Genomic DNA, 22,205 nt, shown 5'->3' with positions numbered 1-22,205 from the left:
ACCCCTATCTGCGCATGCAGGTAGGGGTTTTGTCTTTGCGGCGCAAATATCCCCAGCCCTGCCTGAAGCCCTGTAGGAGCAGCCTTGTGCTGCGAAGCGGCCATTGCAGCCGAAGATAATCTTTAGCCTTACCGGCCTCTTCGCAGCACAAGGCTGCTCCTACAGGGATCTGTGGTAAGTCGCCTCCCACAATTCGAGCCAGAACACTAGAATAGGCCCACGCACCTATCCAGAAGCGCTATATGCCCAATCCTGTCGAACCCGAAGCCCTGGCCCAATTGCCGTTGGACGAGCTTGTCGCCTGCCACGAATGCGACCTGCTGCTGCGCAAGCCTGTGCTGCAGCGCGATGAAAAAGCCGAATGCCCCCGCTGCGGCTACGAGCTCTATGCCCACCGGCACAATGTAGTCAACCGCAGCCTGGCCCTGGTATTGACCGCGCTGTTGCTGTTCGTACCTGCCAATTTTCTACCGATCATGCAACTGCACCTGCTTGGCCAGACCTCGGACGATACTGTCTGGAGTGGCGTACTGGGCCTGTACAATTCGCAGATGCGCGGTGTGGCGGTAGTCGTGTTCCTGTGCAGCATGGCCATCCCCCTGGCAAAACTGCTTTGCCAGCTGGCGGTATTGCTGAGTATCCGCTTGAACGTGGGGCGCAACTTCGGCCTGCTGTTCTACCGCATCTATCACCACTTGCGTGACTGGGGCATGCTCGAGGTCTATTTCATGGGTGTGCTGGTGGCTATCGTCAAGCTGGTAGACCTGGCAGAACTGACCGTGGGCCTGGGGCTGTTCTGCTTCATCAGCCTGTTATTGGTCCAGGTATGGCTGGAGGTGGTCATGTCGCCGCACCAGATCTGGAGTGCACTATCGGGGGAGGACCTGCATGCGGGCGATTGATGCAGGCATTGTTGTTTGCAATGAATGTCATGAACTGAACCGGCGAGTGCCAGATGGCACTTCGCAGACCTGCACACGTTGCGGCGCCATTGTGCATGCCCGCCGCCCGAACAGTATCGTACGTACCTGGGCCCTGCTGATTGCCGCGTCGATCCTGTACATCCCGGCCAACCTGCTGCCGATCATGACCGTGAGTACACTCGGCCAGGGCAGCCCCGACACGATCATGTCCGGCGTCATCACCCTGCTCAAGCACGGCATGGTGCCGATTGCCGCGGTGGTGTTCATTGCCAGTATCCTGGTGCCCACCTTCAAGCTCGTGGGCATCGGTTTGCTGTTGTACTCCGTTCAGCGTCACCAGCCGCTTTCAGCGCGGCAACGGATATTGATGTACCGCTTCATCGAATTCATTGGGCGCTGGTCCATGCTCGATATCTTCGTCATCGCCATCCTGGTGGCAGTGGTGAATTTCGGCCGAATAGCCAGTGTCGAAGCCAATCTGGGCGCTGTCGCCTTTGCAACTGTGGTGATCCTGACAATGCTTGCCGCTTTAACTTTCGATCCCCGACTGATTTGGGATAACACGGAGTCGGATGACGACCATGAGTGACCTGCCAACGGCTAAAACCCGGCCAGCCTCGAACTGGTCGGCCATCTGGATCCTGCCTTTGATCGCCTTGATGATCGGTGGCTGGCTCGCGTGGCAGGCCTATAGCAAGGCCGGCGTGGAAATTGAAGTCCGCTTCGAGTCGGGTGAAGGTATCGTCGCCAACAAGACCGAAGTCATCTACAAGGGCATGCCGGTAGGCAAAGTGAAGAGCTTGTTGCTCGACGCCAAGGGCGACAACCAAGGTGTGATCGCCACCATCGAGATGAACAAGGACGCCGAACCACACCTGACCAAAGGCACGCGTTTCTGGCTGGTGAAGCCGAGTGTCAGCCTGGCGGGTATTACCGGCCTTGAAACACTGGTGTCGGGTAACTACATTGCCGTCAGCCCGGGGGAGGGTGAGCGTACCAAGCGCTTTACCGCCCTGAAGGTTGCGCCGCCGCTCTCGGATTCGGAGCCTGGCCTGCATCTGACCCTCAAAGCCGACAGGCTGGGTTCGCTCAACCGTGACAGCCCGATCTTCTACAAGCAGATCCAGGTGGGTCGGGTGAAAAGCTATCGCCTGTCCGAGGACCAGAGCACCGTCGAGATCAAGGTGTTCATCGAGCCCGCCTACGCCAGCCTGGTGCGCAAGCACACGCGTTTCTGGAACGCCAGCGGCGTCAGCATCGATGCTTCGCTGTCAGGTGTGAAGGTGCGCAGCGAGTCGCTGTCGAGCATTGTGGCCGGTGGTATCGCCTTTGCCACGCCGGAGTACCGCAAGGACAGCCCGCCTACCGATCCTAGCCTGCCATTCCGCCTTTATGAAGACTTCGACGCCGCCCAGGCGGGTATACGGGTCAAGGTAAAGCTGAGCGATTACGAGGGCCTGCAGGCAGGCCGCACGCCGGTCATGTACAAGGGCATCCAGGTGGGCTCGTTGAAAGCCCTGAAGATGGAAGACAACCTGTCCAGCGCGTCGGCCGAGCTGACGCTGGACCCGCTCACTGAAGACTATCTGGTCGAGGGCACGCAGTTCTGGGTGGTCAAGCCGTCGATTTCCCTGGCAGGTATCACCGGCCTGGAGGCGCTGGTCAAAGGTAACTACATCGCCATCCGCCCGGGTGAGAAGGGTGAACGGCCCGAGCGTGAGTTCGAGGCCCGCGCCAAGGCGCCGCCGCTCGACCTCAAGGCGCCAGGCCTGCACATGGTGTTGTTCGCCGATACCCTGGGTTCTCTGGAAATCGGCAGCCCGGTGATGTACCGCCAGGTCAAGGTGGGGAGCGTGCAGAGCTACCAGTTTGCTCGTAACAGCAACCGTATCCTGATCGGTGTGCATATCGAGAAGGAATACGAAAAGCTGGTCAACGGCTCGTCGCGCTTCTGGAACGTCAGTGGCATTACCCTGACCGGGGGGCTGTCGGGCATCAAGATCAAGAGTGAATCGCTGCAAACGCTGATGGCCGGCGGTATTGCGTTCGACACGCCACGGCCCGATGTGGCGCTGAAACGCCATATTCCACGCTTCCGTCTGCATGACAGCCAGGAAGCGGTAAACCGCGCGGGTACCTTGATCACCGTCCGTGTAGACCGTGCAGATGGCCTGAAGCCGGGTACGCCAATCCGCTTCCGTGGCTTGGATGTGGGCAGTATCGAGAGCGTCGACCTGACCAATGACTTGCAAGCGGTGCTGCTGCGGGCACGAATCACCGAGGCGGCGGACCGTATTGCCCGTGCCGGCACGCAGTTCTGGGTGGTCAAGCCAGCCTTGGGCCTGGTACGCACCGAGAACCTCGACACGCTGATTGGCGGGCAGTACCTGGAGGTGCAGCCGGCAGCCAAGGACCGTGGCCCGCAGCGCGACTTCATCGCCTTGGCAGATGCCCCGCAAGTGGCTGGGCCGGAGGTGGGCTTGCCATTGACGCTCAGTGCGCCACGGCGTGGTTCGATCAAGCCGGGTGTGCCAGTGACCTATCGAGAGGTTGCGGTTGGCAAGGTGACGGGTTTCGAGTTGGGCCAGAGCGCTGACCGCGTGCTGATCCATATCCTCATCGAGCCGCGCTATGCAGCCCTGGTCCGTAGTGGCAGCCGGTTCTGGAACAGCAGTGGCTTCGGTTTCGACTGGGGGCTGTTCAAGGGGGCTACCGTGCGTACCGAGTCGGTGGAGACCCTGATCGATGGCGGTATCGCCTTTGCAACACCGGATGGCGAGCAGATGGGCAACCCGGCACGGCCGCAGCAGACATTCGCCTTGTTCGACAAGGCAGAGGATGACTGGCTGCAGTGGGCGCCCAAGATTCAGATAGCCAAGTAATGTAAAAGTAGGGCCGCCAACCGCGGCCCCGCTTTTTTGTGGGAGCGGCCTTGCGTCGCGAAAGGGGCGCGTAGCGGCCCCTCGGTCTTAGCGCAGAAGCTGAGATTGCCGGGGCTGCTCTGCAGCCCTTTCGCGACGCAAGGCCGCTCCCACAAAGACCGAGTTCCACATGGAGCCTTGCCCGCAAGCATAAACCGCAGGCAACAAAAAACCGACCCTAGGGTCGGTTTTTCGAATAGCGCGTCGCTTAGGCAGCTGCAGCTTCTTTCAGCGCCTTGATGTGGCCATTCAGACGGCCTTTGTGACGAGCAGCTTTGTTCTTGTGGATGATACCTTTGTCGGCCATACGGTCGATTACAGGTACAGCCAGAACGTAAGCGGCTTGCGCTTTTTCGGCGTCTTTTGCGTCAATGGCTTTAACTACATTCTTGATGTAGGTGCGGACCATGGAACGCAGGCTGGCGTTGTGGCTGCGACGCTTCTCAGCCTGTTTTGCACGTTTCTTGGCGGAAGGTGTGTTGGCCACCGTCGAGCTCCTCGAAAGACTTTAGGTAAATAGCAAACAAAATAGGCCGCGAATCATGCCGATCAAGAGATCGATTGTCAAGGCCACCTGCAAGGTTCCGCCGAGCGGTGCGCCAACAAGAGGGAAAGATTCCTTTCTGCTGCGCGACCTGTACACTCGGGAATTTTTGGCTCCCCTGCGAAGGCGCGGGAGTATCGCACATTCGGACGCTGTCTGGCAGCGTCCTCTGCCATTGGCGTGAATCTTTTCGATGAACCTGCTCAAATCCCTGGCTGCAGTAAGCTCGATCACCATGATTTCGCGGGTGCTGGGCTTCGTTCGCGACACCATCCTGGCGCGCATCTTTGGTGCCGGTGTCGCCACCGACGCCTTTTTCATCGCGTTCAAACTGCCCAACCTGTTGCGGCGCATTTTTGCCGAGGGTGCGTTTTCCCAGGCCTTTGTTCCGATCCTGGCCGAATACAAGACCCAGCAGGGCGAGGAGGCGACACGTACCTTCATCGCTTATGTCAGCGGCCTGCTGACCCTGGTCCTCGCCCTGGTGACTGCCATCGGCATCCTCGCGGCGCCGTGGGTGGTGTGGGCAACAGCTCCAGGCTTTGTCGACAACGCAGAAAAATACGAGCTGACCACCTCCCTGTTGCGGGTGACCTTTCCTTATATATTGCTGATCTCGCTTTCTTCCCTGGCCGGTGCGATCCTCAATACCTGGAACCGCTTCTCGGTACCGGCCTTCACCCCCACCCTGTTGAACGTGGCGATGATTGCCTTCGCCGTGCTGCTGACGCCGTACTTCAACCCGCCAATCATGGCCCTGGCCTGGGGCGTGCTGGCGGGTGGCCTGGCGCAGTTGCTGTACCAGCTGCCAGCGTTGAAGAAGATCGGCATGCTCGTACTGCCGCGCCTGAACCTCAAGGACGCGGGTGTGTGGCGGGTACTTAAACAGATGCTGCCGGCGATTCTCGGGGTGTCGGTGAGCCAGATTTCGTTGATCATCAACACCATCTTCGCCTCGTTCCTGGTGGCCGGCTCGGTGTCGTGGATGTATTACGCCGACCGCCTCATGGAGCTGCCTTCAGGCGTGCTGGGCGTGGCCCTGGGCACCATCCTGCTGCCCACCCTGGCCAAGACCTACGCCAACAAGGACCGCGAGGAATACTCGCGGATCCTCGACTGGGGCCTGCGCCTGTGTTTCCTGCTGGTGCTGCCGTGCACCTTGGCCTTGGCCATCCTTGCCGAGCCGCTGACCGTTGCGCTCTTTCAATATGGCAAGTTCAGTGCGTTTGATGCGGCCATGACACAGCGGGCGCTGATGGCCTATTCGGTAGGTTTGCTGGCGATCATTCTGGTCAAGGTGCTGGCACCCGGCTTCTATGCGCAGCAGAATATCCGCACGCCGGTAAAGATTGCGATTTTCACCCTGGTCTGTACCCAGTTGTTCAACCTTGCCCTGGTCGGCCCGCTTGCACATGCCGGCCTGGCATTGGCAATCAGCCTGGGTGCCTGCCTGAATGCCGGCTTGCTGTTCTGGAAGCTGCGCAGCCAGCAGTTGTTCGAGCCACAGCCAGGCTGGGCAATGTTCCTGCTCAAGCTTGTCTTGGCAGTGGTGCTGATGTCGGCGGTACTGTTGGCGGGCATGCACTATATGCCGGCCTGGGAGCAGGGCATCATGCTTGAGCGCTTCCTGCGGCTTGGGGCGTTGATTGTGGCAGGTGTCGTGACGTATTTCGGCTGCCTGTACCTGTGCGGCTTCCGGCCCCGGCACTTCGCTCGCAAGGCCCTGCACTGAGGCGTCAGGCGGGTCAGGCGTCGGTTTTTCATATTCCACGCCGCCCTTGGGCGCTGCTGCCTGTCACCGGCGCCCGGGTGTGGTTATAATCGGCCACTTTATGAGCAAGAAGCGCGTTATGCAGCTGGTTCGAGGTCTTCACAACCTGCGCCCCGAGCACCGGGGCTGTGTCGCCACCATTGGCAACTTCGACGGGGTTCACCGCGGCCACCAGGCAATCCTGGCGCGCCTGCGCGAGCGCGGTCAGGCCTTGGGCCTGCCGACCTGCGTGGTGATCTTCGAACCGCAACCACGCGAGTACTTCGCCCCCGATACAGCACCGGCGCGCCTGGCCCGCCTGCGCGACAAGGTCGAATTGCTGGCCGCCGAGGGCGTCGACCGGGTGCTGTGCCTGGCGTTCAATCAGCGCCTGAGCAAGCTCAGCGCCGATGCCTTCGTCAAAGCCATCCTGGTCGACGGCCTGGGCGTGCGCCACCTCGAAGTGGGTGATGACTTCCGCTTTGGCTGCGACCGCGCCGGCGACTTCGCCTTCCTGATCGATGCCGGCAAGCAGTACGGCTTCACCGTCGAGGCCGCCAACACGGTAATCCAGGACGGCCTGCGGGTCAGCAGCACCGAAGTGCGCAAGGCCCTGTCCGAAGGTAACTTCGAGCTGGCTGAGCACCTGCTGGGCCGCCCGTACAGCATCACCGGCCGTGTGCTGCATGGCCAGAAGCTGGCCCGCCAGCTCGGCACACCTACCGCCAACATCCAGCTCAAGCGCCGCCGCGTGCCGCTGTCCGGGGTCTACCTGGCCAGCATCGAAATCGACGGCAAGGCCTGGCCGGGTGTAGGCAATATTGGCGTGCGTCCCACCGTTGCCGGTGATGGGCGCCCGCACCTGGAGATTCATCTTCTCGATTTTGCCGGCGACCTGTATGGCCGGCGTCTGACGGTGGAGTTCCACCACAAGCTGCGTGAAGAGCAGCGATTCGCCTCCCTGGAGGCGCTGAAGTCGGCGATCGATGCGGATATCGCCGCCGCACGTGCACATTGGCACGCTCAACCGCTAACGAAGAGCCTGAAATGACCGACTACAAAGCCACGCTTAACCTTCCGGACACCGCCTTCCCCATGAAGGCCGGCCTGCCTCAGCGCGAACCGCAGATCCTGCAGCGCTGGGACAGCATTGGCCTGTACCAGAAGCTGCGCGAAATTGGCAAGGATCGTCCCAAGTTCGTCCTGCACGACGGCCCGCCCTATGCCAACGGCAAGATTCACATCGGTCATGCGCTGAACAAGATTCTCAAGGACATGATCGTCCGCTCCAAGACCCTGTCCGGCTTCGATGCGCCGTATGTACCGGGTTGGGACTGCCATGGCCTGCCGATCGAGCACAAGGTCGAGGTTACCCACGGCAAGCACCTGTCTGCCGACCGCACCCGCGAGCTGTGCCGCGAGTACGCCGCCGAGCAGATCGAAGGGCAGAAGACCGAGTTCATTCGCCTGGGCGTGCTGGGTGACTGGGACAACCCGTACAAGACCATGAACTTCGCCAACGAAGCTGGCGAAATCCGCGCACTGGCCGAAATGGTCAAGCAAGGCTTCGTGTTCAAGGGCCTCAAGCCTGTGAACTGGTGCTTCGATTGCGGTTCGGCCTTGGCTGAAGCGGAAGTCGAATACGCCGACAAGAAATCCCAGACCATCGACGTGGCCTTCCCGATTGCCGACGAGGCCAAGCTGGCTGCCGCCTTCGGGCTGGAGGCGCTGGCCAAGCCAGCCGCTATCGTGATCTGGACCACCACTGCGTGGACCATCCCCGCCAACCAGGCGCTGAACATCCACCCGGAGTTCAAGTATGCCCTGGTCGATACCGGCGAGCGTCTGCTGGTGCTGGCCGAAGAGCTGGTCGAGTCGTGCCTCAAGCGCTACAACCTGGAAGGCTCGGTCGTCGCCACTGCCCAGGGTTCGGCCCTGGAGCTGATCAACTTCCGCCACCCGTTCTACGACCGCCTGTCGCCTGTCTACCTGGCCGACTACGTCGAACTGGGCGCCGGTACCGGTGTGGTTCACTCCGCGCCTGCCTACGGTGAAGACGACTTCGTCACCTGCAAGCGCTACGGCATGGTCAACGACGACATTCTCACCCCGGTGCAGAGCAACGGCGTGTATGTCGAGTCGCTGGAGTTCTTCGGCGGCCAGTTCATCTGGAAGGCCAACCCGGCCATCGTCGAGAAACTGAGCGAAGCCGGTGCGCTGATGCACACCGAAACCATCAGCCACAGCTACATGCACTGCTGGCGCCACAAGACCCCGCTGATCTACCGCGCAACCGCGCAGTGGTTCGTCGGCATGGACAAGCAGCCAAGCGCTGGCGAGCCGCTGCGTGAGCGCGCCCTCAAAGCCATCGAAGAAACCAAGTTCGTACCGGCCTGGGGCCAGGCGCGCCTGCACTCGATGATCGCCAACCGCCCGGACTGGTGCATCTCGCGTCAGCGCAACTGGGGTGTGCCGATCCCGTTCTTCCTGCACAAGCAGACCGGCGAGCTGCACCCACGTACCGTCGAGCTGATGGAAGCGGTGGCCAAGCGCGTTGAACAGGAAGGTATCGAAGCCTGGTTCAAGCTGGATGCCGTCGAACTGCTGGGTGACGAAGCCGGCCAGTACGACAAGATCACCGATACCCTGGACGTGTGGTTCGACTCCGGCACCACCCACTGGCACGTGCTGCGTGGCTCGCACGATATCGGCCACGCCACCGGCCCGGTCGCCGACCTGTACCTGGAAGGCTCCGACCAGCATCGTGGCTGGTTCCACTCGTCGTTGCTCACCGGTTGCGCCATCGACAATCACGCGCCGTACCGCGAACTGCTGACCCACGGCTTCACCGTGGACGAGAACGGCCGCAAGATGTCCAAGTCGCTGGGTAACACCATCGAGCCGGAGAAGGTAAACAACACCCTGGGTGCCGACATCCTGCGCCTGTGGGTTTCGGCCACTGACTATTCCGGTGAAATGGCGGTTTCCGAGCAGATCCTGCAGCGTAGCGCCGACGCTTACCGCCGTATCCGCAATACCGCGCGCTTCCTGCTGTCCAACCTGTCCGGTTTCGACCCGGCCCGCGACCTGCTGGCCCCGGAAGACATGCTGGCACTGGACCGCTGGGCCGTGGATCGTACCCTGCTGCTGCAACGCGAGCTTGAAGAGCACTACAGCGAGTACCGTTTCTGGAACGTCTACTCCAAGGTGCACAACTTCTGCGTGCAGGAGCTGGGCGGCTTCTACCTCGACATCATCAAGGACCGCCAGTACACCACCGGCGCCAACAGTGTCGCCCGCCGTTCCTGCCAGACCGCGCTGTACCACATCAGCGAAGCGCTGGTGCGCTGGATTGCGCCGATTCTGGCGTTCACCGCTGACGAAATCTGGCAATACCTGCCGGGCGAGCGCAACGAGTCGGTGATGCTCAACGGCTGGTACCAGGGCCTGAGCGAGCTGCCGGAAGGCACCGAGCTGGACCGCGCCTACTGGGACCGCGTAATGGCGGTGAAGGCATCGGTCAACAAGGAGCTGGAAAACCAGCGTACCGCCAAGGTCATCGGCGGCAACCTGCAGGCCGAAGTCACCCTGTACGCCGACGAAGGCCTGAGCGCCGACCTGGGCAAGCTGGGTGACGAGCTGCGCTTCGTGCTGATCACCTCGGCCGCCAGCGTGGTGCCGTTCGTGCAGGCACCGGCGGACGCCGTGGTGACCGAAGTCGAAGGCCTCAAGCTGAAAGTGGTCAAGTCCGGCCATGCCAAGTGCGGCCGTTGCTGGCACTTCCGCGCCGACGTAGGCAGCCACCCGGAGCACCCGGAAATCTGCAGCCGTTGCGTCGATAACCTGACCGGTTCGGGCGAGGTGCGTCACTATGCCTAACCCGGCAGTGGGGCGCTTCGGGCGCCTTGCATGGCTTTGGCTGAGCTTGCTGGTGCTGGTCGTCGACCAGGCCACCAAGCTGTATTTCAACAACGCCCTGACCATGTACCAGCAGATTGTGGTCATCCCTGACTACTTCAGCTGGACCTTGGCCTACAACACCGGCGCGGCTTTCAGCTTCCTCGCTGATGGCGCTGGCTGGCAGCGCTGGCTGTTCGCCCTGATCGCAGTGGTGGTCAGTGCCGTGCTGGTGGTGTGGCTCAAGCGCCTGGGGCGCAACGAAACCTGGCTGGCCGTGGCGCTGGCGCTGGTGCTGGGTGGCGCCATTGGCAACCTGTACGACCGCGTCGTGCTGGGCCATGTGGTCGACTTCATCCTGGTGCACTGGCAAAACCGCCATTACTTCCCGGCCTTCAACGTGGCCGACAGCGCCATCACCGTTGGTGCGGTGATGCTGGCGCTGGATATGTTCAAGAGCAAGAAGTCCGAGGATCCGGTCCATGACTGACACCCGTATCGGCCAGAACACCGAAGTCACCCTGCACTTCGCGCTGCACCTGGAAAACGGCGACACCGTCGACAGCACGTTCGACAAAGCTCCGGCCACCTTCAAGGTTGGCGATGGCAACCTGTTGCCGGGCTTCGAAAACGCGCTGTTCGGCTTCAAGGCCGGTGACAAGCGCACCGTGGTAGTGGCCCCGGAGAACGCCTTCGGCCAGCCCAACCCGCAAAACGTGCAAGTCATGCCGCGGTCCAACTTCGAGGGCATGGAGCTGTCCGACGGGCTGCTGATCATCTTCAACGATGCCGCCAACGCCGAGCTGCCGGGTGTGGTCAAAGCGTTCGATGACGACCAGGTGACCATCGACTTCAATCACCCACTGGCTGGCAAGACCCTGACCTTCGAGGTGGAGATCCTCGAGGTGAAGGCCCTGTAAGCCTGGAGCCGATCATGCAAATCAAACTCGCCAACCCTCGCGGCTTTTGCGCGGGGGTCGACCGGGCGATCGAGATCGTCAACCGCGCGCTGGAAGTCTTCGGCCCGCCGATCTATGTGCGTCACGAAGTGGTGCACAACAAGTTCGTGGTAGAAGACCTGCGCAACCGCGGTGCCATCTTCGTCGAAGAGCTGGACCAGGTGCCGGACGATGTCATCGTCATCTTCAGTGCCCACGGTGTTTCCCAGGCCGTGCGCCAGGAAGCGGCTGGCCGTGGCCTGAAAGTGTTCGATGCCACCTGCCCGCTGGTGACCAAGGTGCACATCGAGGTGGCCAAGTACAGCCGCGACGGCCGTGAGTGCATTCTCATCGGCCACGAAGGGCACCCGGAAGTCGAAGGCACCATGGGCCAGTACGACGCCAGCAACGGTGGCTCCATCTACCTCGTCGAAGACGAAGATGATGTAGCCAGGCTGCAGGTGCGCGACCCTGACCACCTGGCCTTTGTGACCCAGACCACCTTGTCGATGGACGACACCAGCCGCGTCATCGACGCCCTTCGTGCGCGCTTTCCGAACATCGGTGGCCCGCGCAAGGACGACATCTGCTACGCCACCCAGAACCGCCAGGACGCCGTCAAGCAACTGGCGGGCGAGTGCGACGTGGTGCTGGTAGTCGGCAGCCCGAACAGCTCCAACTCCAACCGCCTGCGTGAGCTGGCCGAACGCATGGGCACCCCGGCCTACCTGATCGATGGTGCCGAGGACCTGCAACAGGGCTGGTTCGAACAGGCGGCGCGTATTGGCATTACTGCCGGTGCTTCGGCCCCCGAAGTGCTGGTACGTGGCGTGATCGAACAGCTCAAGGCCTGGGGCGCTACCGGTGCTGAAGAGCTGGACGGGCGTGAAGAGAACATCACCTTCTCGATGCCAAAAGAGCTGCGGGTTCGCTCGCTGATCTGACTGAAGCCTGTACTGGCCTCATCGCCGGCAAGCCAGCTCCCGCAGGTACTGCACAAGCCTTGAAGGCAGTGATGTCCCTGTGGGAGCTGGCTTGCCGGCGATAGGGCCGGCAAGGTCGGCTCAAGGCTATGTGCTTGCACAGCGAGTATTGTTTCGGTCCTCTGCAAGCAATCTGACTCTCCCGGTCGATGCCAGCACCACTTGATATCGGCTGCTGGCAGATGAGCGTTCACACACTTCCAGCGTTGTTCCCAACCAGCTGTTGTTCAGCGTCATTGGAACGCCCAGCGTACTGAACTTGAACTGCTCCCCGCGATTGCTCGTAATCTTGAGCGGCCTCGAAAGGCGCTGCTCGCGCAGCAGCTGCTGATTATGCTCCAGCATCACCCGCCAACCATTCCCCCAATTACCGTCCAACGCCTGCACCAGCACCGGCTGGCTTTGCAGCATCGCGTGGCTGCGTGCGCTGCGCAGTGCCTGTGCCAAATCACGGGCAGCGGCTGCCCGGTGTAGGTCGTCGCTCATCCTGGCGTAGGCCGGCATACCGAGCTGTGTCAGCAAGACAGCTATGGCCAAGGCCGACAACATTTGTATCAGTGTTACACCTCGTTGCTTCACCGTGCATTCCTCCCTGGAAGTGCTTGGCTATAGCTTCACGTTCGCTGGCCAGGCGGTCTAGTCGGCCAGGTTCAGGGCTATTGCAGGAAAAGTCGCAGGAGGTGCAGGGATGCACGCGAGGCAACGGGGCATGACGCTCATGGAAGTGTTGTTGGCGGTCGTGGTTGTGGCCGTGGGCATGTTCGCAACGGCATCGATACAGTTGCAGGCATTGCAGGCTGCGGACAGCGCGCGTCGCGATGGGCAGGCGGCAATGGCGGCGCACAGTGAGCTTGAGAGGCGGCGATGACGGCCCGTCAGAGCGGGTTCGGTTTACTTGAGGTGGTGATGGCGCTGGCCATCGGGTTGATGCTGCTGGCCGCAGCCAGCCAGCTCTTCGCTTCGGCACACCAGACGTGGCGCCTGCAAAGTACCGCGGTGCGCATGCAGGATGAGGCACGTCAGGCGTTGCTGCGTATGGCTCAGGATATTCGCATGGCCGGAATGTTCGGCTGCCTGCGCCTGCGACCTGACGACTTCAAGAGCTCCACTGCACAGCAGGCCTTCGCCCGTCCTCTGGAGGTGGCACCGTCCAAGCTGAGCCTCGTGGTAGCAGAGCTGCCCGGGCAGGCAGGAGCACCTGACTGGTTCTTGCAGACAGACTGCCTTGAAAAGGTATCTGTGGAGGATGGGCAAAGCGCGAGCAAGCCCCACCCACTGGCGTATCCCGTTAGCAAGTACGTCTACCAGCTTAACGGCGATACCCTGAGCTTTAGGCGACGAACCAGCTTCCAGCCGCTGGTGGAGAATGTGCGAGAAGTGCATTTCGAGCGTGTGCAAACGCCCCGGGGAGAGCGGGTAGATATTGCACTCACGCTGTACGAGCCCACGCTCAAACTCGAACAGCGCCATGAACTGAGCGTGGCACTGCGCAACCCGGTGCCGGGGCCATGAAGCGTCAACGCGGTGTTGTGCTGCTGTTGGCGTTGGTACTGAGCTTGCTGCTCGGCTTGTTGGCGGCCTCGGCCCTGCGCGAGGCCTTGGTGGAGACGCGAATGGCTGGCTACATGCGCGATGGTCTGCTGGCGTTCGAAGAGGCCGAGGCCGCGTTGCAAGCAGGTGAGGGTGAGCTCGAGCGGGCACCTCCCGATCGGTGTACCGCGTGCTTGCCGCCAGCTCGACCGCACGATCTGGCCGGGCAATGGCAGGGCACACAGAGCGGTTACTTCCATGTACAGAACCTGGGCACGAGTACCTGCGCTGCGCATATGCCGGATGAGCTGCTTGTCACCTTGTTCCGGATAACGGCCGTCAGCAAGCAAACCCAGTCCCGGCATGTGCTGGAGGCCGTCTACGCCGTGGCCGGCGACACAACCCGGCGCATCACCTGGCGGCAAAGACTCAGAGGAGACTGACATGCAGCAAGGCTTGAGCCTGATCGAGTTGTTGATTGTGCTGGCCGTGACCGGCATTCTGGCAGCCATTGCCTACCCCAGTTACAGCGACCAGCTTCGGCGAGCCGCACGCAGTGAAGTGGTTGGTCTGCTGCATGATGCCGCCCTGCGCTTGGAGCGCCACCGCGTACGCACCGGCCAATATGCCGAGGGCGACCCGGCCTTGCCCGACGGTACCCGCTATTACAGCTTGCAGGCCCTGCGCGACAGTGACACCTTCACGCTGCGCGCCCGGCGGCTGCCCCATGGGCTGATGGCGCAGGATGGCTGTGGCGACTTCCAGCTGGACCAGGCCGGTGTGCAGCGCAACCCCGGGGCCGTTGACGGCAGCGAGCACTGCTGGGGAAGCTGAAGGTTGAATGATGCCCGGTGCATCGCGGTTTTACTTCAGGTGTTGGATCGACAGATGAGCAAGCAAGTAGTGGTGGTCGGCGGCGGGGTGATCGGCCTGCTGACGGCGTTCAACCTGGCGGCCAAGGTCGGGCAGGTGGTGGTGTGTGATCAGGGCGAAGTCGGCCGTGAGTCGTCGTGGGCCGGCGGCGGTATTGTTTCGCCGCTGTACCCGTGGCGCTACAGCCCGGCAGTCACCGCCCTGGCGCACTGGTCGCAGGACTTTTATCCACAGCTGGGCGAGCGCTTGTTCGGCAGCACCGGCGTCGACCCCGAAGTGCACACCACGGGCTTGTACTGGCTCGACCTGGATGACGAAGCCGAAGCGCTGGCTTGGGCCGAACGTGAGCAGCGGCCGCTCAGTGCCGTGGATATCTCGGCGGCCTACGGCGCGGTGCCGGTGCTGGGCCCGGGTTTCAAGCGCGCCATCTACATGGCCGGTGTAGCCAACGTGCGCAACCCGCGCCTGGTGAAATCGCTGAAGGCAGCGCTGCTGGCGTTGCCCAACGTAACCCTGCGAGAGAACTGCCAGATCACCGCCTTTGTTCAGCAGGGCGGGCGCGTCACCGGTGTGCAGACCGCCGAAGGCGTGCTGGCGGCAGATGAGGTGGTGCTCAGTGCCGGGGCGTGGAGTGGCGACCTGCTGCGCACCCTTGGCCTTGAACTGCCGGTCGAGCCGGTGAAGGGCCAGATGATCCTGTTCAAGTGCGCCGAGGACTTTTTGCCGAGCATGGTGCTGGCCAAGGGGCGCTATGCGATCCCGCGGCGGGATGGGCACATTCTGGTGGGCAGCACGCTGGAGCATGCCGGGTACGACAAGACCCCGACCGAAGATGCGCTGGAAAGCCTTAAGGCATCGGCGGTGGAGTTGCTGCCAGGGCTCGAAGGGGCCACGGTGGTGGGGCACTGGGCCGGGTTGCGGCCGGGCTCGCCCGAGGGTATTCCCTACATCGGGCCGGTGCCAGGGTACGAGGGGTTGTGGCTGAACTGCGGTCACTACCGCAACGGGCTGGTGCTGGCGCCGGCTTCCTGCCAGCTGTTTACCGACTTGCTGACCGGGGCCAAGCCAATCATCGACCCGGCGCCGTATGCACCAGCAGGGCGTCTGGGTTGAGATCGCCGGGGCTACAGAGAGTACACGATGCTTTGTAGGCGCGGCCCTATCGCGAGGCAAGGCCGCTCCTGCCGCGGTTTGGTGTTCAGCCTTGTTGGCCAGGCCCCTGTTGCAGGTGCGCCTGGCTGCAATACCACTCTTTGCCCTGCTGCAGCGCCCGGTCGTTGGGCAGGTGCACGCCGCAATGGGCGCAGCGCACCATCTGCAGGGGCGCATCCAGCTTCGCCTCGGGGTGCGACTGTTGGCTGACTTTGAACTTGCGCCACAGCCAGAACGCGGCGGCGATCAGGGCGATCCAGAAAAGTAGGCGAACCATGGTGTCCAGCTTGTCGATTGAAGAAGCTGACAGTCTAGGGCGCGGCCAATAAAAAAGGGAGGCCCAAGGCCTCCCTTTCATTTACCGCTGTGTGTCAGTCGAACAGACCAAAGGTCATGTAGCTGAACCAGGAACGGTCTTTTTCGGCTGCTTTCGGGCCTTCCGGCACGATCGGATCGCCGTTTTCGTCTTTCGGTAGCAGCTCTTGCGGCATCTCGTCACGCGCGTCCTGGAACTGCTTGACCACGTCCTGGTTGGCGCGGGTTTCGCCCGGCGGCAGCGGCGTATCGGTTTCGATCAGGCCCAGGGTGGCCTTGGACAGCCAGCCGCGCCCGTCAGACTCGGTCTGCTTGGGCTGGAACTCGCCATCGGCCAGGCTCGGGTGGTCCGGGTAGTTGAGCTTGAGGGTTTCCAGGCTGCTGGCGGCCAGTTCGTCCAGGTGCATCTTCTGGTACGACTCGACCATCACCGCCAGGCCGTCGCCGACCGATGGGGTTTCCTGGAAGTTTTCTACCACGTAGCGGCCACGGTTGGCGGCGGCCACATAGGCCTGGCGGCTCAGGTAGTAGTCGGCCACATGAATTTCATACGAGGCCAGCAGGTTACGCAGGTAGATCATGCGCTGCTTGGCGTCGGGCGAGTAGCGGCTGTTGGGGAAGCGGCTGGTCAGCTGGGCGAACTCGTTGTACGAGTCGCGGGCGGCACCCGGGTCACGCTTGGTCATGTCCAGCGGCAGGAAGCGCGCCAGCAGGCCACGGTCCTGGTCGAACGAGGTCAGGCCTTTGAGGTAGTAGGCGTAGTCGACGTTCGGGTGCTGCGGGTGCAGGCGGATGAAGCGCTCCGCGGCCGACTTGGCAGCCTCGGGCTCGGAGTTCTTGTAGTTGGCGTAGATCAGCTCGAGCTGCGCCTGGTCGGCATAGCGACCGAACGGGTAGCGCGACTCCAGGGCCTTGAGCTTGTTCACGGCGCTGGTGTAGCTGGAGTTGTCCAGGTCAGCTTGCGCCTGCTGGTACAGCTCGGCTTCGCTGAGGTTCTCGTCAATGACCTCTTTATTAGAGGAACAGGCCGCGGTAAGCCCGAGGATGGCGATCAGCAGCAGGTGTTTCACTTGCATGGCGGCTTGCGTCCCTTTGACGGCCGCTGTCTTGGGCGGTGCCGTCCTGTTATGATGAGCGCCCCGGCCAACCCCGGGACAAAAGAAGCCGTATTTAACCACAAGCTCGCAGCCGAAACCAAAGGCTGTGCGCCCGCCGAATCGAGCATGTCCGAGATCATTCAACTTAGCGCAGAGGTACCGTCCGAACTGGGCGGCCAACGCCTCGACCAGGTCGCCGCCCAATTGTTCGCTGAGTACTCGCGTTCGCGGCTTACTTCGTGGATCAAAGAGGGCCGCTTGACGGTCGATGGCGCCGTTGTGCGCCCTCGAGACACCGTCTATGGTGGCTCGCTGCTAGCACTGCAGGCCGAACAAGAGGCCCAGGGCGAGTGGATCCCTGAAGATATCGAACTGGATATCGTCTACGAAGACGACCATATCATGGTAATCAACAAGCCTGCCGGGCTGGTTGTGCACCCGGCTGCCGGTCATGCCAGTGGTACGCTGCTCAATGCGCTGCTGCACCACGTGCCAGACATCGTCAACGTACCGCGCGCCGGCATCGTTCACCGGCTGGATAAAGACACCACCGGCTTGATGGTGGTGGCCAAGACCTTGCAGGCGCAGACCAGGCTGGTCGAGCAGATGCAGGCGCGCAAGGTCAGCCGCATTTATGAATGCATCGTGATCGGCGTGGTCACTTCCGGTGGCAAGATCGATGCTCCGATCGGCCGCCACGGCGGCATGCGCCAGCGCATGGCAGTCACCGACGGCGGCAAGCCGGCGGTCAGCCACTACCGCGTGCTCAAGCGGTTCCGCTCGCACACCCACGTGCGGGTAAAGCTGGAAACCGGTCGTACCCACCAGATTCGTGTGCACATGGCCCACGTTGGCTTCCCGCTCGTCGGTGACCAGACGTACGGTGGGCGCTTCCGCATTCCACCTGCTGCCAGCCCGACCATGGTCGAGGCGGTGAAAACCTTCCCGCGCCAGGCGCTGCATGCGCGCTTCCTGGCGTTGGCTCACCCGATCACCGGTGAAATCATGAAGTGGGAATCGCCACTGCCCGATGACTTCCTCTGGTTGCTGTCGCTGCTGAGCGAAGACCGCGAGAGCTTTATCGGATGAGTGGCCTGACGCAGTCGCTGCTGTTTCCCGACTGGCCGGCCCCGGCCTCGGTTCGCGCCTGTGTCACCACCCGTCAGGGCGGCGTCAGCCTGCCGCCCTACGAAACCTTCAATCTTGGCGACCACGTAGGGGATGACCCTGCTGCCGTTGCCGAGAACCGCCGTCGCCTCAGCGACACGTTCGCCATCCGGCCGGCCTGGCTCAAGCAGGTGCATGGGCTGGTGGTGGCGGATGCCGACCCGGCCTTGGTGGCCGAGGCGGACGCCAGCTGGACCGACCAGCCTGGCATTGCCTGTACCGTGATGACCGCCGATTGCCTGCCTGCGCTGTTCTGCGACCGGGCCGGTACTCGCGTGGCGGCGGCGCATGCGGGCTGGCGCGGGTTGGCGGGCGGCGTGCTGGAAGCCACCTTGGACCGCCTGGCACTGCCGCCTGAAGAAGTGCTGGTGTGGTTGGGGCCGGCCATTGGCCCACAGGCTTTCGAAGTGGGGCTGGAGGTGCGTGATGCCTTTACCGCCGTGCACCCGCAAGCCGCTCGGGCATTCGTCGAGGGCGAACGGCCAGGCAAGCTGATGGCGGATATCTACGAGCTGGCGCGCATTCGTCTGGCTGCCCGTGGCGTAACTGCCGTGTATGGCGGCGGCTTGTGCACGGTCAGTGATGCGCGGTTCTTCTCCTATCGCCGTACCCCGCAGGGTGGGCGGTTTGCATCACTGGTGTGGCTGCAACCCCGCTAGCCTGTACTGGCCTCTTCGCGGGCTCGCCCGCTCCCACAAGGAATCCACACCTTTTGAAACTGTTGGTGTACCAGTGGGAGCGGGCATGCCCGCGAATGGCCTCCGTTAATCCAACAGGTTGACTTCGGTCAACCCCGCTACGCTTGAATCTTCCAGAATCAGCCTTATCTATAAGGTCATCTCAGGCAGGTTTCTTCATAAACAGGCGCTGTCCATCGCTCCGACCTGCCCTTTAAAGGAAGGTACACCATGCGAATAGACCGTTTGACCAGCAAGCTGCAATTAGCAATATCCGATGCTCAATCCCTGGCCGTTGGCATGGACCACCCAGCCATCGAGCCCGTGCACCTGATGCAGGCACTGCTTGAACAGCAGGGCGGTTCGATCAAGCCGCTGCTGATGCAGGTTGGCTTCGACATCAACAGCCTGCGCCAGGCACTGGTGAAAGAGCTCGACCAGCTCCCGAAAATCCAGAACCCCACCGGCGACGTGAACATGTCGCAGGACCTGGCACGCCTGCTTAACCAGGCCGACCGCCTCGCCCAGCAGAAGGGCGACCAGTTCATTTCCAGCGAACTGGTGTTGCTGGCTGCCATGGACGAGAACAGCAAGCTCGGCAAGCTGCTGCTGAGCCAGGGCGTGAGCAAAAAAGCCCTGGAAAACGCCATCAACAACCTGCGTGGCGGCGCGGCAGTGAATGATGCGAACGCCGAAGAGTCGCGCCAGGCGCTGGACAAGTACACCGTCGACCTCACCAAGCGTGCCGAAGAAGGCAAGCTGGACCCGGTGATTGGCCGTGACGACGAAATCCGCCGTACCGTGCAGGTGCTGCAACGCCGCACCAAGAACAACCCGGTGTTGATCGGTGAGCCCGGTGTGGGTAAAACCGCCATCGCCGAAGGCCTGGCCCAGCGCATCATCAATGGTGAAGTGCCTGACGGCCTCAAGGGCAAGCGCCTGCTGGCGCTGGACATGGGCGCGCTGATTGCCGGTGCCAAGTACCGCGGCGAGTTCGAAGAGCGCCTCAAATCGCTTTTGAACGAGCTGTCCAAGCAGGAAGGCCAGATCATCCTGTTCATCGATGAACTGCACACCATGGTCGGCGCCGGTAAAGGCGAAGGCGCCATGGACGCCGGCAACATGCTCAAGCCAGCCTTGGCGCGCGGCGAGCTGCACTGCGTCGGCGCCACCACGCTGAACGAGTACCGCCAGTACATCGAGAAGGACGCCGCCCTGGAGCGCCGCTTCCAGAAGGTGCTGGTAGAGGAGCCAAGCGAGGAAGACACCATCGCGATTCTGCGTGGCCTGAAAGAGCGCTATGAAGTGCACCACAAGGTGGCCATCACCGACGGTGCCATTATCGCAGCCGCCAAGCTCAGCCACCGCTATATCACTGACCGCCAGCTGCCGGACAAGGCGATTGACCTGATTGACGAAGCGGCCAGCCGCATCCGCATGGAGATCGACTCCAAGCCGGAAGTGCTCGACCGCCTTGATCGCCGCCTGATCCAGTTGAAGGTGGAATCGCAGGCGCTGAAGAAGGAAGAAGACGAAGCGGCGAAAAAACGCCTCGAGAAGCTGACCGAAGAAATCGAGCGGTTGGAGCGTGAATATTCCGACCTGGAAGAAATCTGGGCATCGGAAAAGGCCGAAGTGCAGGGCTCTGCGCAGATCCAGCAAAAGATCGAACAGGCCCGCCAGGAACTGGAAGCCGCCCGTCGCAAAGGCGACCTGAGCCGCATGGCCGAGCTGCAGTACGGGGTAATCCCCGACCTGGAGCGCAGCCTGCAGATGGTCGACCAGCACGGCAAGACCGAAAACCAGTTGCTGCGCAACAAGGTAACCGAGGAAGAAATTGCCGAAGTGGTTTCGAAGTGGACCGGCATCCCTGTGTCCAAGATGCTGGAAGGCGAGCGCGAGAAGCTGCTGAAAATGGAAGCGCTGCTGCACCAGCGCGTAATCGGCCAGAACGAAGCGGTAACCGCCGTGGCCAACGCCGTGCGCCGCTCGCGTGCAGGGCTGTCCGACCCGAGCCGGCCAAGCGGTTCGTTCCTGTTCCTCGGCCCCACCGGTGTGGGCAAGACCGAGCTGTGCAAGGCGCTGGCCGAGTTCCTGTTCGACACCGAAGAGGCGATGGTGCGCATCGACATGTCCGAGTTCATGGAGAAACACTCTGTGGCTCGCCTGATCGGTGCACCACCAGGGTATGTAGGGTATGAAGAGGGCGGTTACCTGACCGAGGCCGTACGGCGCAAGCCATACTCGGTGGTGCTGCTGGATGAGGTGGAGAAAGCCCACCCGGATGTGTTCAACGTGCTGCTGCAGGTGCTGGAAGACGGCCGCCTGACCGACAGCCACGGGCGCACCGTGGACTTCCGCAACACGGTGATCGTGATGACCTCCAACCTGGGCTCGGCGCAGATCCAGGAACTGGTAGGCGACCGCGAGGCACAGCGTGCGGCGGTGATGGATGCAGTGGGCGCGCATTTCCGTCCGGAGTTCATCAACCGTATCGACGAAGTGGTGGTGTTCGAGCCACTGGGCCGCGAGCAGATCGCCGGCATTACCGAGATCCAGCTGGGCCGCCTGCGCAGCCGTCTGCTGGAGCGCGAACTGTCGCTGAGCCTGAGCCCGGAGGCGTTGGACAAGCTGATTGCCGTGGGTTACGACCCGGTGTACGGCGCACGGCCGCTGAAGCGCGCTATCCAGCGCTGGATCGAAAACCCGCTGGCGCAGCTGATCTTGGCTGGCCAGTTTGTGCCGGGTACGTCGATTACCGCCACAGTGGAAGGCGACGAAATCGTCTTTGGGTAATGTGTTTCACCATGAGCCCCGCTTTTGCGGGGCTTTTTTTTGCTTTCTCCCAGGCGCTGTAGGGCCCCTGTGGCAGCGGGTTTACCCGCGAAGAGGCCGACACAGCCCAGTAAAACCGGGGCTTCCGGGGAATTCAGGATAACTTGCTGAAATTTTTGAAATTTTTGCTTGCATCAAAATTCGAGTGACCCTAATATACGCCGCGTTGTCAGGCACTAAGCGAATCATCAGCAACATCGGTGACCGCAAAACAACTTACAAATCAGTAAGTTGAATGAAAAAAAGTGGTTGACAAGCAAAACGAAGAATGTAGAATAGCCGGCCTCAGCAGCGACAAAGCGAAAGCTAAGAAGCTAAAGAGTCCGAAGCGAACACAGCCTTCGGAGTAGCAAATCGGTAAGTTGTACCGAAGTTCAGTTCCGCGATAGCTCAGTCGGTAGAGCAAATGACTGTTAATCATTGGGTCCCTGGTTCGAGTCCAGGTCGCGGAGCCATCTCGGGGTGTAGCGCAGTCCGGTAGCGCGCCTGCTTTGGGAGCAGGATGTCAGGAGTTCGAATCCCCTCACCCCGACCATTTTCCGGGTCGTTAGCTCAGTTGGTAGAGCAGTTGGCTTTTAACCAATTGGTCGTAGGTTCGAATCC

General features: G+C 61.9%; 21 protein-coding genes and 2 tRNA genes. 19 read left to right on the top strand and 4 right to left on the bottom strand.

Translation table 11 applies throughout. The annotated features are described in order from the left end of the window. Positions 1-242 precede the first annotated feature (242 nt). Genes E8E78_RS29000 through E8E78_RS28990 form a run of 3 tightly spaced genes read left to right on the top strand, consistent with a single transcriptional unit; the run spans position 243 to position 3,805 of the window. Positions 243-902 carry a paraquat-inducible protein A gene (locus E8E78_RS29000; protein WP_049277607.1) on the top strand — a complete coding sequence of 220 codons (660 nt, stop codon included), beginning with the start codon at positions 243-245 and terminating at the stop codon, positions 900-902. Beyond that, complete coding sequence (locus E8E78_RS28995) at positions 889-1,512, top strand: paraquat-inducible protein A (protein ID WP_049277610.1); 624 nt, start codon at positions 889-891, stop codon at positions 1,510-1,512. Before E8E78_RS29000 ends, E8E78_RS28995 begins: the two co-directional genes overlap by 14 nt. Then, positions 1,505-3,805, top strand: a complete 2,301-nt coding sequence (locus E8E78_RS28990; RefSeq protein ID WP_049277612.1) for an MlaD family protein — start codon at positions 1,505-1,507, stop codon at positions 3,803-3,805. The genes E8E78_RS28995 and E8E78_RS28990 overlap by 8 nt, the downstream gene beginning before the upstream one ends. A 247-nt stretch (positions 3,806-4,052) precedes the next feature. Here the strand turns inward: E8E78_RS28990 and rpsT are convergent, their stop codons facing one another. Next, on the bottom strand, positions 4,053-4,331 hold the full coding sequence (rpsT, locus tag E8E78_RS28985) for a 30S ribosomal protein S20 (RefSeq protein ID WP_003247625.1): 279 nt from the start codon (positions 4,329-4,331) through the stop codon (positions 4,053-4,055). A 250-nt stretch (positions 4,332-4,581) separates the two neighbouring features. Here rpsT and murJ point away from each other — a divergent pair, with 250 nt between their 5' ends. From murJ to ispH, 6 genes are all read left to right on the top strand, one after another. Then, entirely contained in the window at positions 4,582-6,120 is a 1,539-nt protein-coding gene (murJ, locus tag E8E78_RS28980; RefSeq protein ID WP_049277614.1) for a murein biosynthesis integral membrane protein MurJ, read from the top strand. Positions 6,121-6,238: 118 nt separating this feature from the next. Continuing rightward, positions 6,239-7,189: a bifunctional riboflavin kinase/FAD synthetase gene (gene ribF / locus E8E78_RS28975; protein WP_049277616.1), complete on the top strand. Its 951-nt coding sequence runs from the start codon at positions 6,239-6,241 to the stop codon at positions 7,187-7,189. Continuing rightward, positions 7,186-10,017, top strand: coding sequence for an isoleucine--tRNA ligase (ileS, locus tag E8E78_RS28970; protein ID WP_049277618.1), 2,832 nt, complete (start codon positions 7,186-7,188; stop codon positions 10,015-10,017). Before ribF ends, ileS begins: the two co-directional genes overlap by 4 nt. After that, entirely contained in the window at positions 10,010-10,525 is a 516-nt protein-coding gene (lspA, locus tag E8E78_RS28965; protein WP_016501596.1) for a signal peptidase II, read from the top strand. The genes ileS and lspA overlap by 8 nt, the downstream gene beginning before the upstream one ends. Further along, positions 10,518-10,955 carry an FKBP-type peptidyl-prolyl cis-trans isomerase gene (gene fkpB / locus E8E78_RS28960; protein ID WP_016501595.1) on the top strand — a complete coding sequence of 146 codons (438 nt, stop codon included), beginning with the start codon at positions 10,518-10,520 and terminating at the stop codon, positions 10,953-10,955. The genes lspA and fkpB overlap by 8 nt, the downstream gene beginning before the upstream one ends. Positions 10,956-10,969: 14 nt before the next feature. Further along, positions 10,970-11,917, top strand: a complete 948-nt coding sequence (ispH, locus tag E8E78_RS28955; RefSeq protein ID WP_016501594.1) for a 4-hydroxy-3-methylbut-2-enyl diphosphate reductase — start codon at positions 10,970-10,972, stop codon at positions 11,915-11,917. Positions 11,918-12,043: 126 nt separating this feature from the next. Here ispH and E8E78_RS28950 read toward each other — a convergent pair whose 3' ends face one another. After that, a complete protein-coding gene (locus E8E78_RS28950) occupies positions 12,044-12,535 on the bottom strand; it encodes a GspH/FimT family pseudopilin (protein WP_049276400.1) in 492 nt (163 codons plus the stop codon). 109 nt (positions 12,536-12,644) lie between these two features. On the opposite strand from E8E78_RS28950, the gene E8E78_RS28945 reads away from it, so the two are divergent. The 5 genes from E8E78_RS28945 to thiO are packed head-to-tail and all read left to right on the top strand — an operon-like array spanning position 12,645 to position 15,472. After that, entirely contained in the window at positions 12,645-12,824 is a 180-nt protein-coding gene (locus E8E78_RS28945; protein ID WP_016501592.1) for a prepilin-type N-terminal cleavage/methylation domain-containing protein, read from the top strand. Next, positions 12,821-13,468 carry a prepilin-type N-terminal cleavage/methylation domain-containing protein gene (locus E8E78_RS28940; protein WP_049276401.1) on the top strand — a complete coding sequence of 216 codons (648 nt, stop codon included), beginning with the start codon at positions 12,821-12,823 and terminating at the stop codon, positions 13,466-13,468. Before E8E78_RS28945 ends, E8E78_RS28940 begins: the two co-directional genes overlap by 4 nt. Then, the gene (locus E8E78_RS28935; protein WP_049276402.1) at positions 13,465-13,929 is read left to right on the top strand and encodes a hypothetical protein; all 465 of its coding nucleotides are present in this window, start codon (positions 13,465-13,467) and stop codon (positions 13,927-13,929) included. Before E8E78_RS28940 ends, E8E78_RS28935 begins: the two co-directional genes overlap by 4 nt. Before the next feature lies 1 nt (position 13,930). Further along, positions 13,931-14,320 (top strand): type IV pilin protein, encoded by a 390-nt coding sequence (locus E8E78_RS28930; RefSeq protein WP_049276403.1) that lies wholly within the window; start codon positions 13,931-13,933, stop codon positions 14,318-14,320. Between the two features lie 54 nt (positions 14,321-14,374). After that, the gene (thiO, locus tag E8E78_RS28925; RefSeq protein ID WP_061202645.1) at positions 14,375-15,472 is read left to right on the top strand and encodes a glycine oxidase ThiO; all 1,098 of its coding nucleotides are present in this window, start codon (positions 14,375-14,377) and stop codon (positions 15,470-15,472) included. Positions 15,473-15,557: 85 nt separating this feature from the next. On the opposite strand, the gene E8E78_RS28920 is transcribed toward thiO, so the two are convergent. Together E8E78_RS28920 and E8E78_RS28915 are read right to left on the bottom strand one after the other, a co-directional pair. After that, complete coding sequence (locus E8E78_RS28920) at positions 15,558-15,788, bottom strand: PP0621 family protein (protein WP_016501587.1); 231 nt, start codon at positions 15,786-15,788, stop codon at positions 15,558-15,560. A 94-nt stretch (positions 15,789-15,882) separates the two neighbouring features. Next, complete coding sequence (locus tag E8E78_RS28915) at positions 15,883-16,902, bottom strand: outer membrane protein assembly factor BamD (protein ID WP_049273319.1); 1,020 nt, start codon at positions 16,900-16,902, stop codon at positions 15,883-15,885. A 147-nt stretch (positions 16,903-17,049) separates the two neighbouring features. Here E8E78_RS28915 and rluD point away from each other — a divergent pair, with 147 nt between their 5' ends. The 5 genes from rluD (at position 17,050) to E8E78_RS28890 (ending at position 22,137) form a co-directional block, all read left to right on the top strand. After that, entirely contained in the window at positions 17,050-18,012 is a 963-nt protein-coding gene (gene rluD, locus E8E78_RS28910) for a 23S rRNA pseudouridine(1911/1915/1917) synthase RluD (RefSeq protein ID WP_041168125.1), read from the top strand. Next, positions 18,009-18,749 carry a peptidoglycan editing factor PgeF gene (gene pgeF, locus E8E78_RS28905; RefSeq protein ID WP_049273320.1) on the top strand — a complete coding sequence of 247 codons (741 nt, stop codon included), beginning with the start codon at positions 18,009-18,011 and terminating at the stop codon, positions 18,747-18,749. The genes rluD and pgeF overlap by 4 nt, the downstream gene beginning before the upstream one ends. 249 nt (positions 18,750-18,998) lie before the next feature. Next, positions 18,999-21,563, top strand: coding sequence for an ATP-dependent chaperone ClpB (gene clpB / locus E8E78_RS28900; RefSeq protein WP_016501583.1), 2,565 nt, complete (start codon positions 18,999-19,001; stop codon positions 21,561-21,563). Between the two features lie 418 nt (positions 21,564-21,981). Next, positions 21,982-22,057: transfer RNA gene (locus E8E78_RS28895), tRNA-Asn, on the top strand. 3 nt (positions 22,058-22,060) lie between these two features. Then, a tRNA-Pro gene (locus tag E8E78_RS28890) sits at positions 22,061-22,137 on the top strand. Positions 22,138-22,205: the final 68 nt, after the last annotated feature.

The sequence above is a fragment of the Pseudomonas sp. BN505 genome, from assembly GCF_029873175.1.
Lineage (GTDB): Bacteria > Pseudomonadota > Gammaproteobacteria > Pseudomonadales > Pseudomonadaceae > Aquipseudomonas > Aquipseudomonas putida.
This window is presented reverse-complemented; position numbering and strand designations above follow the sequence as displayed.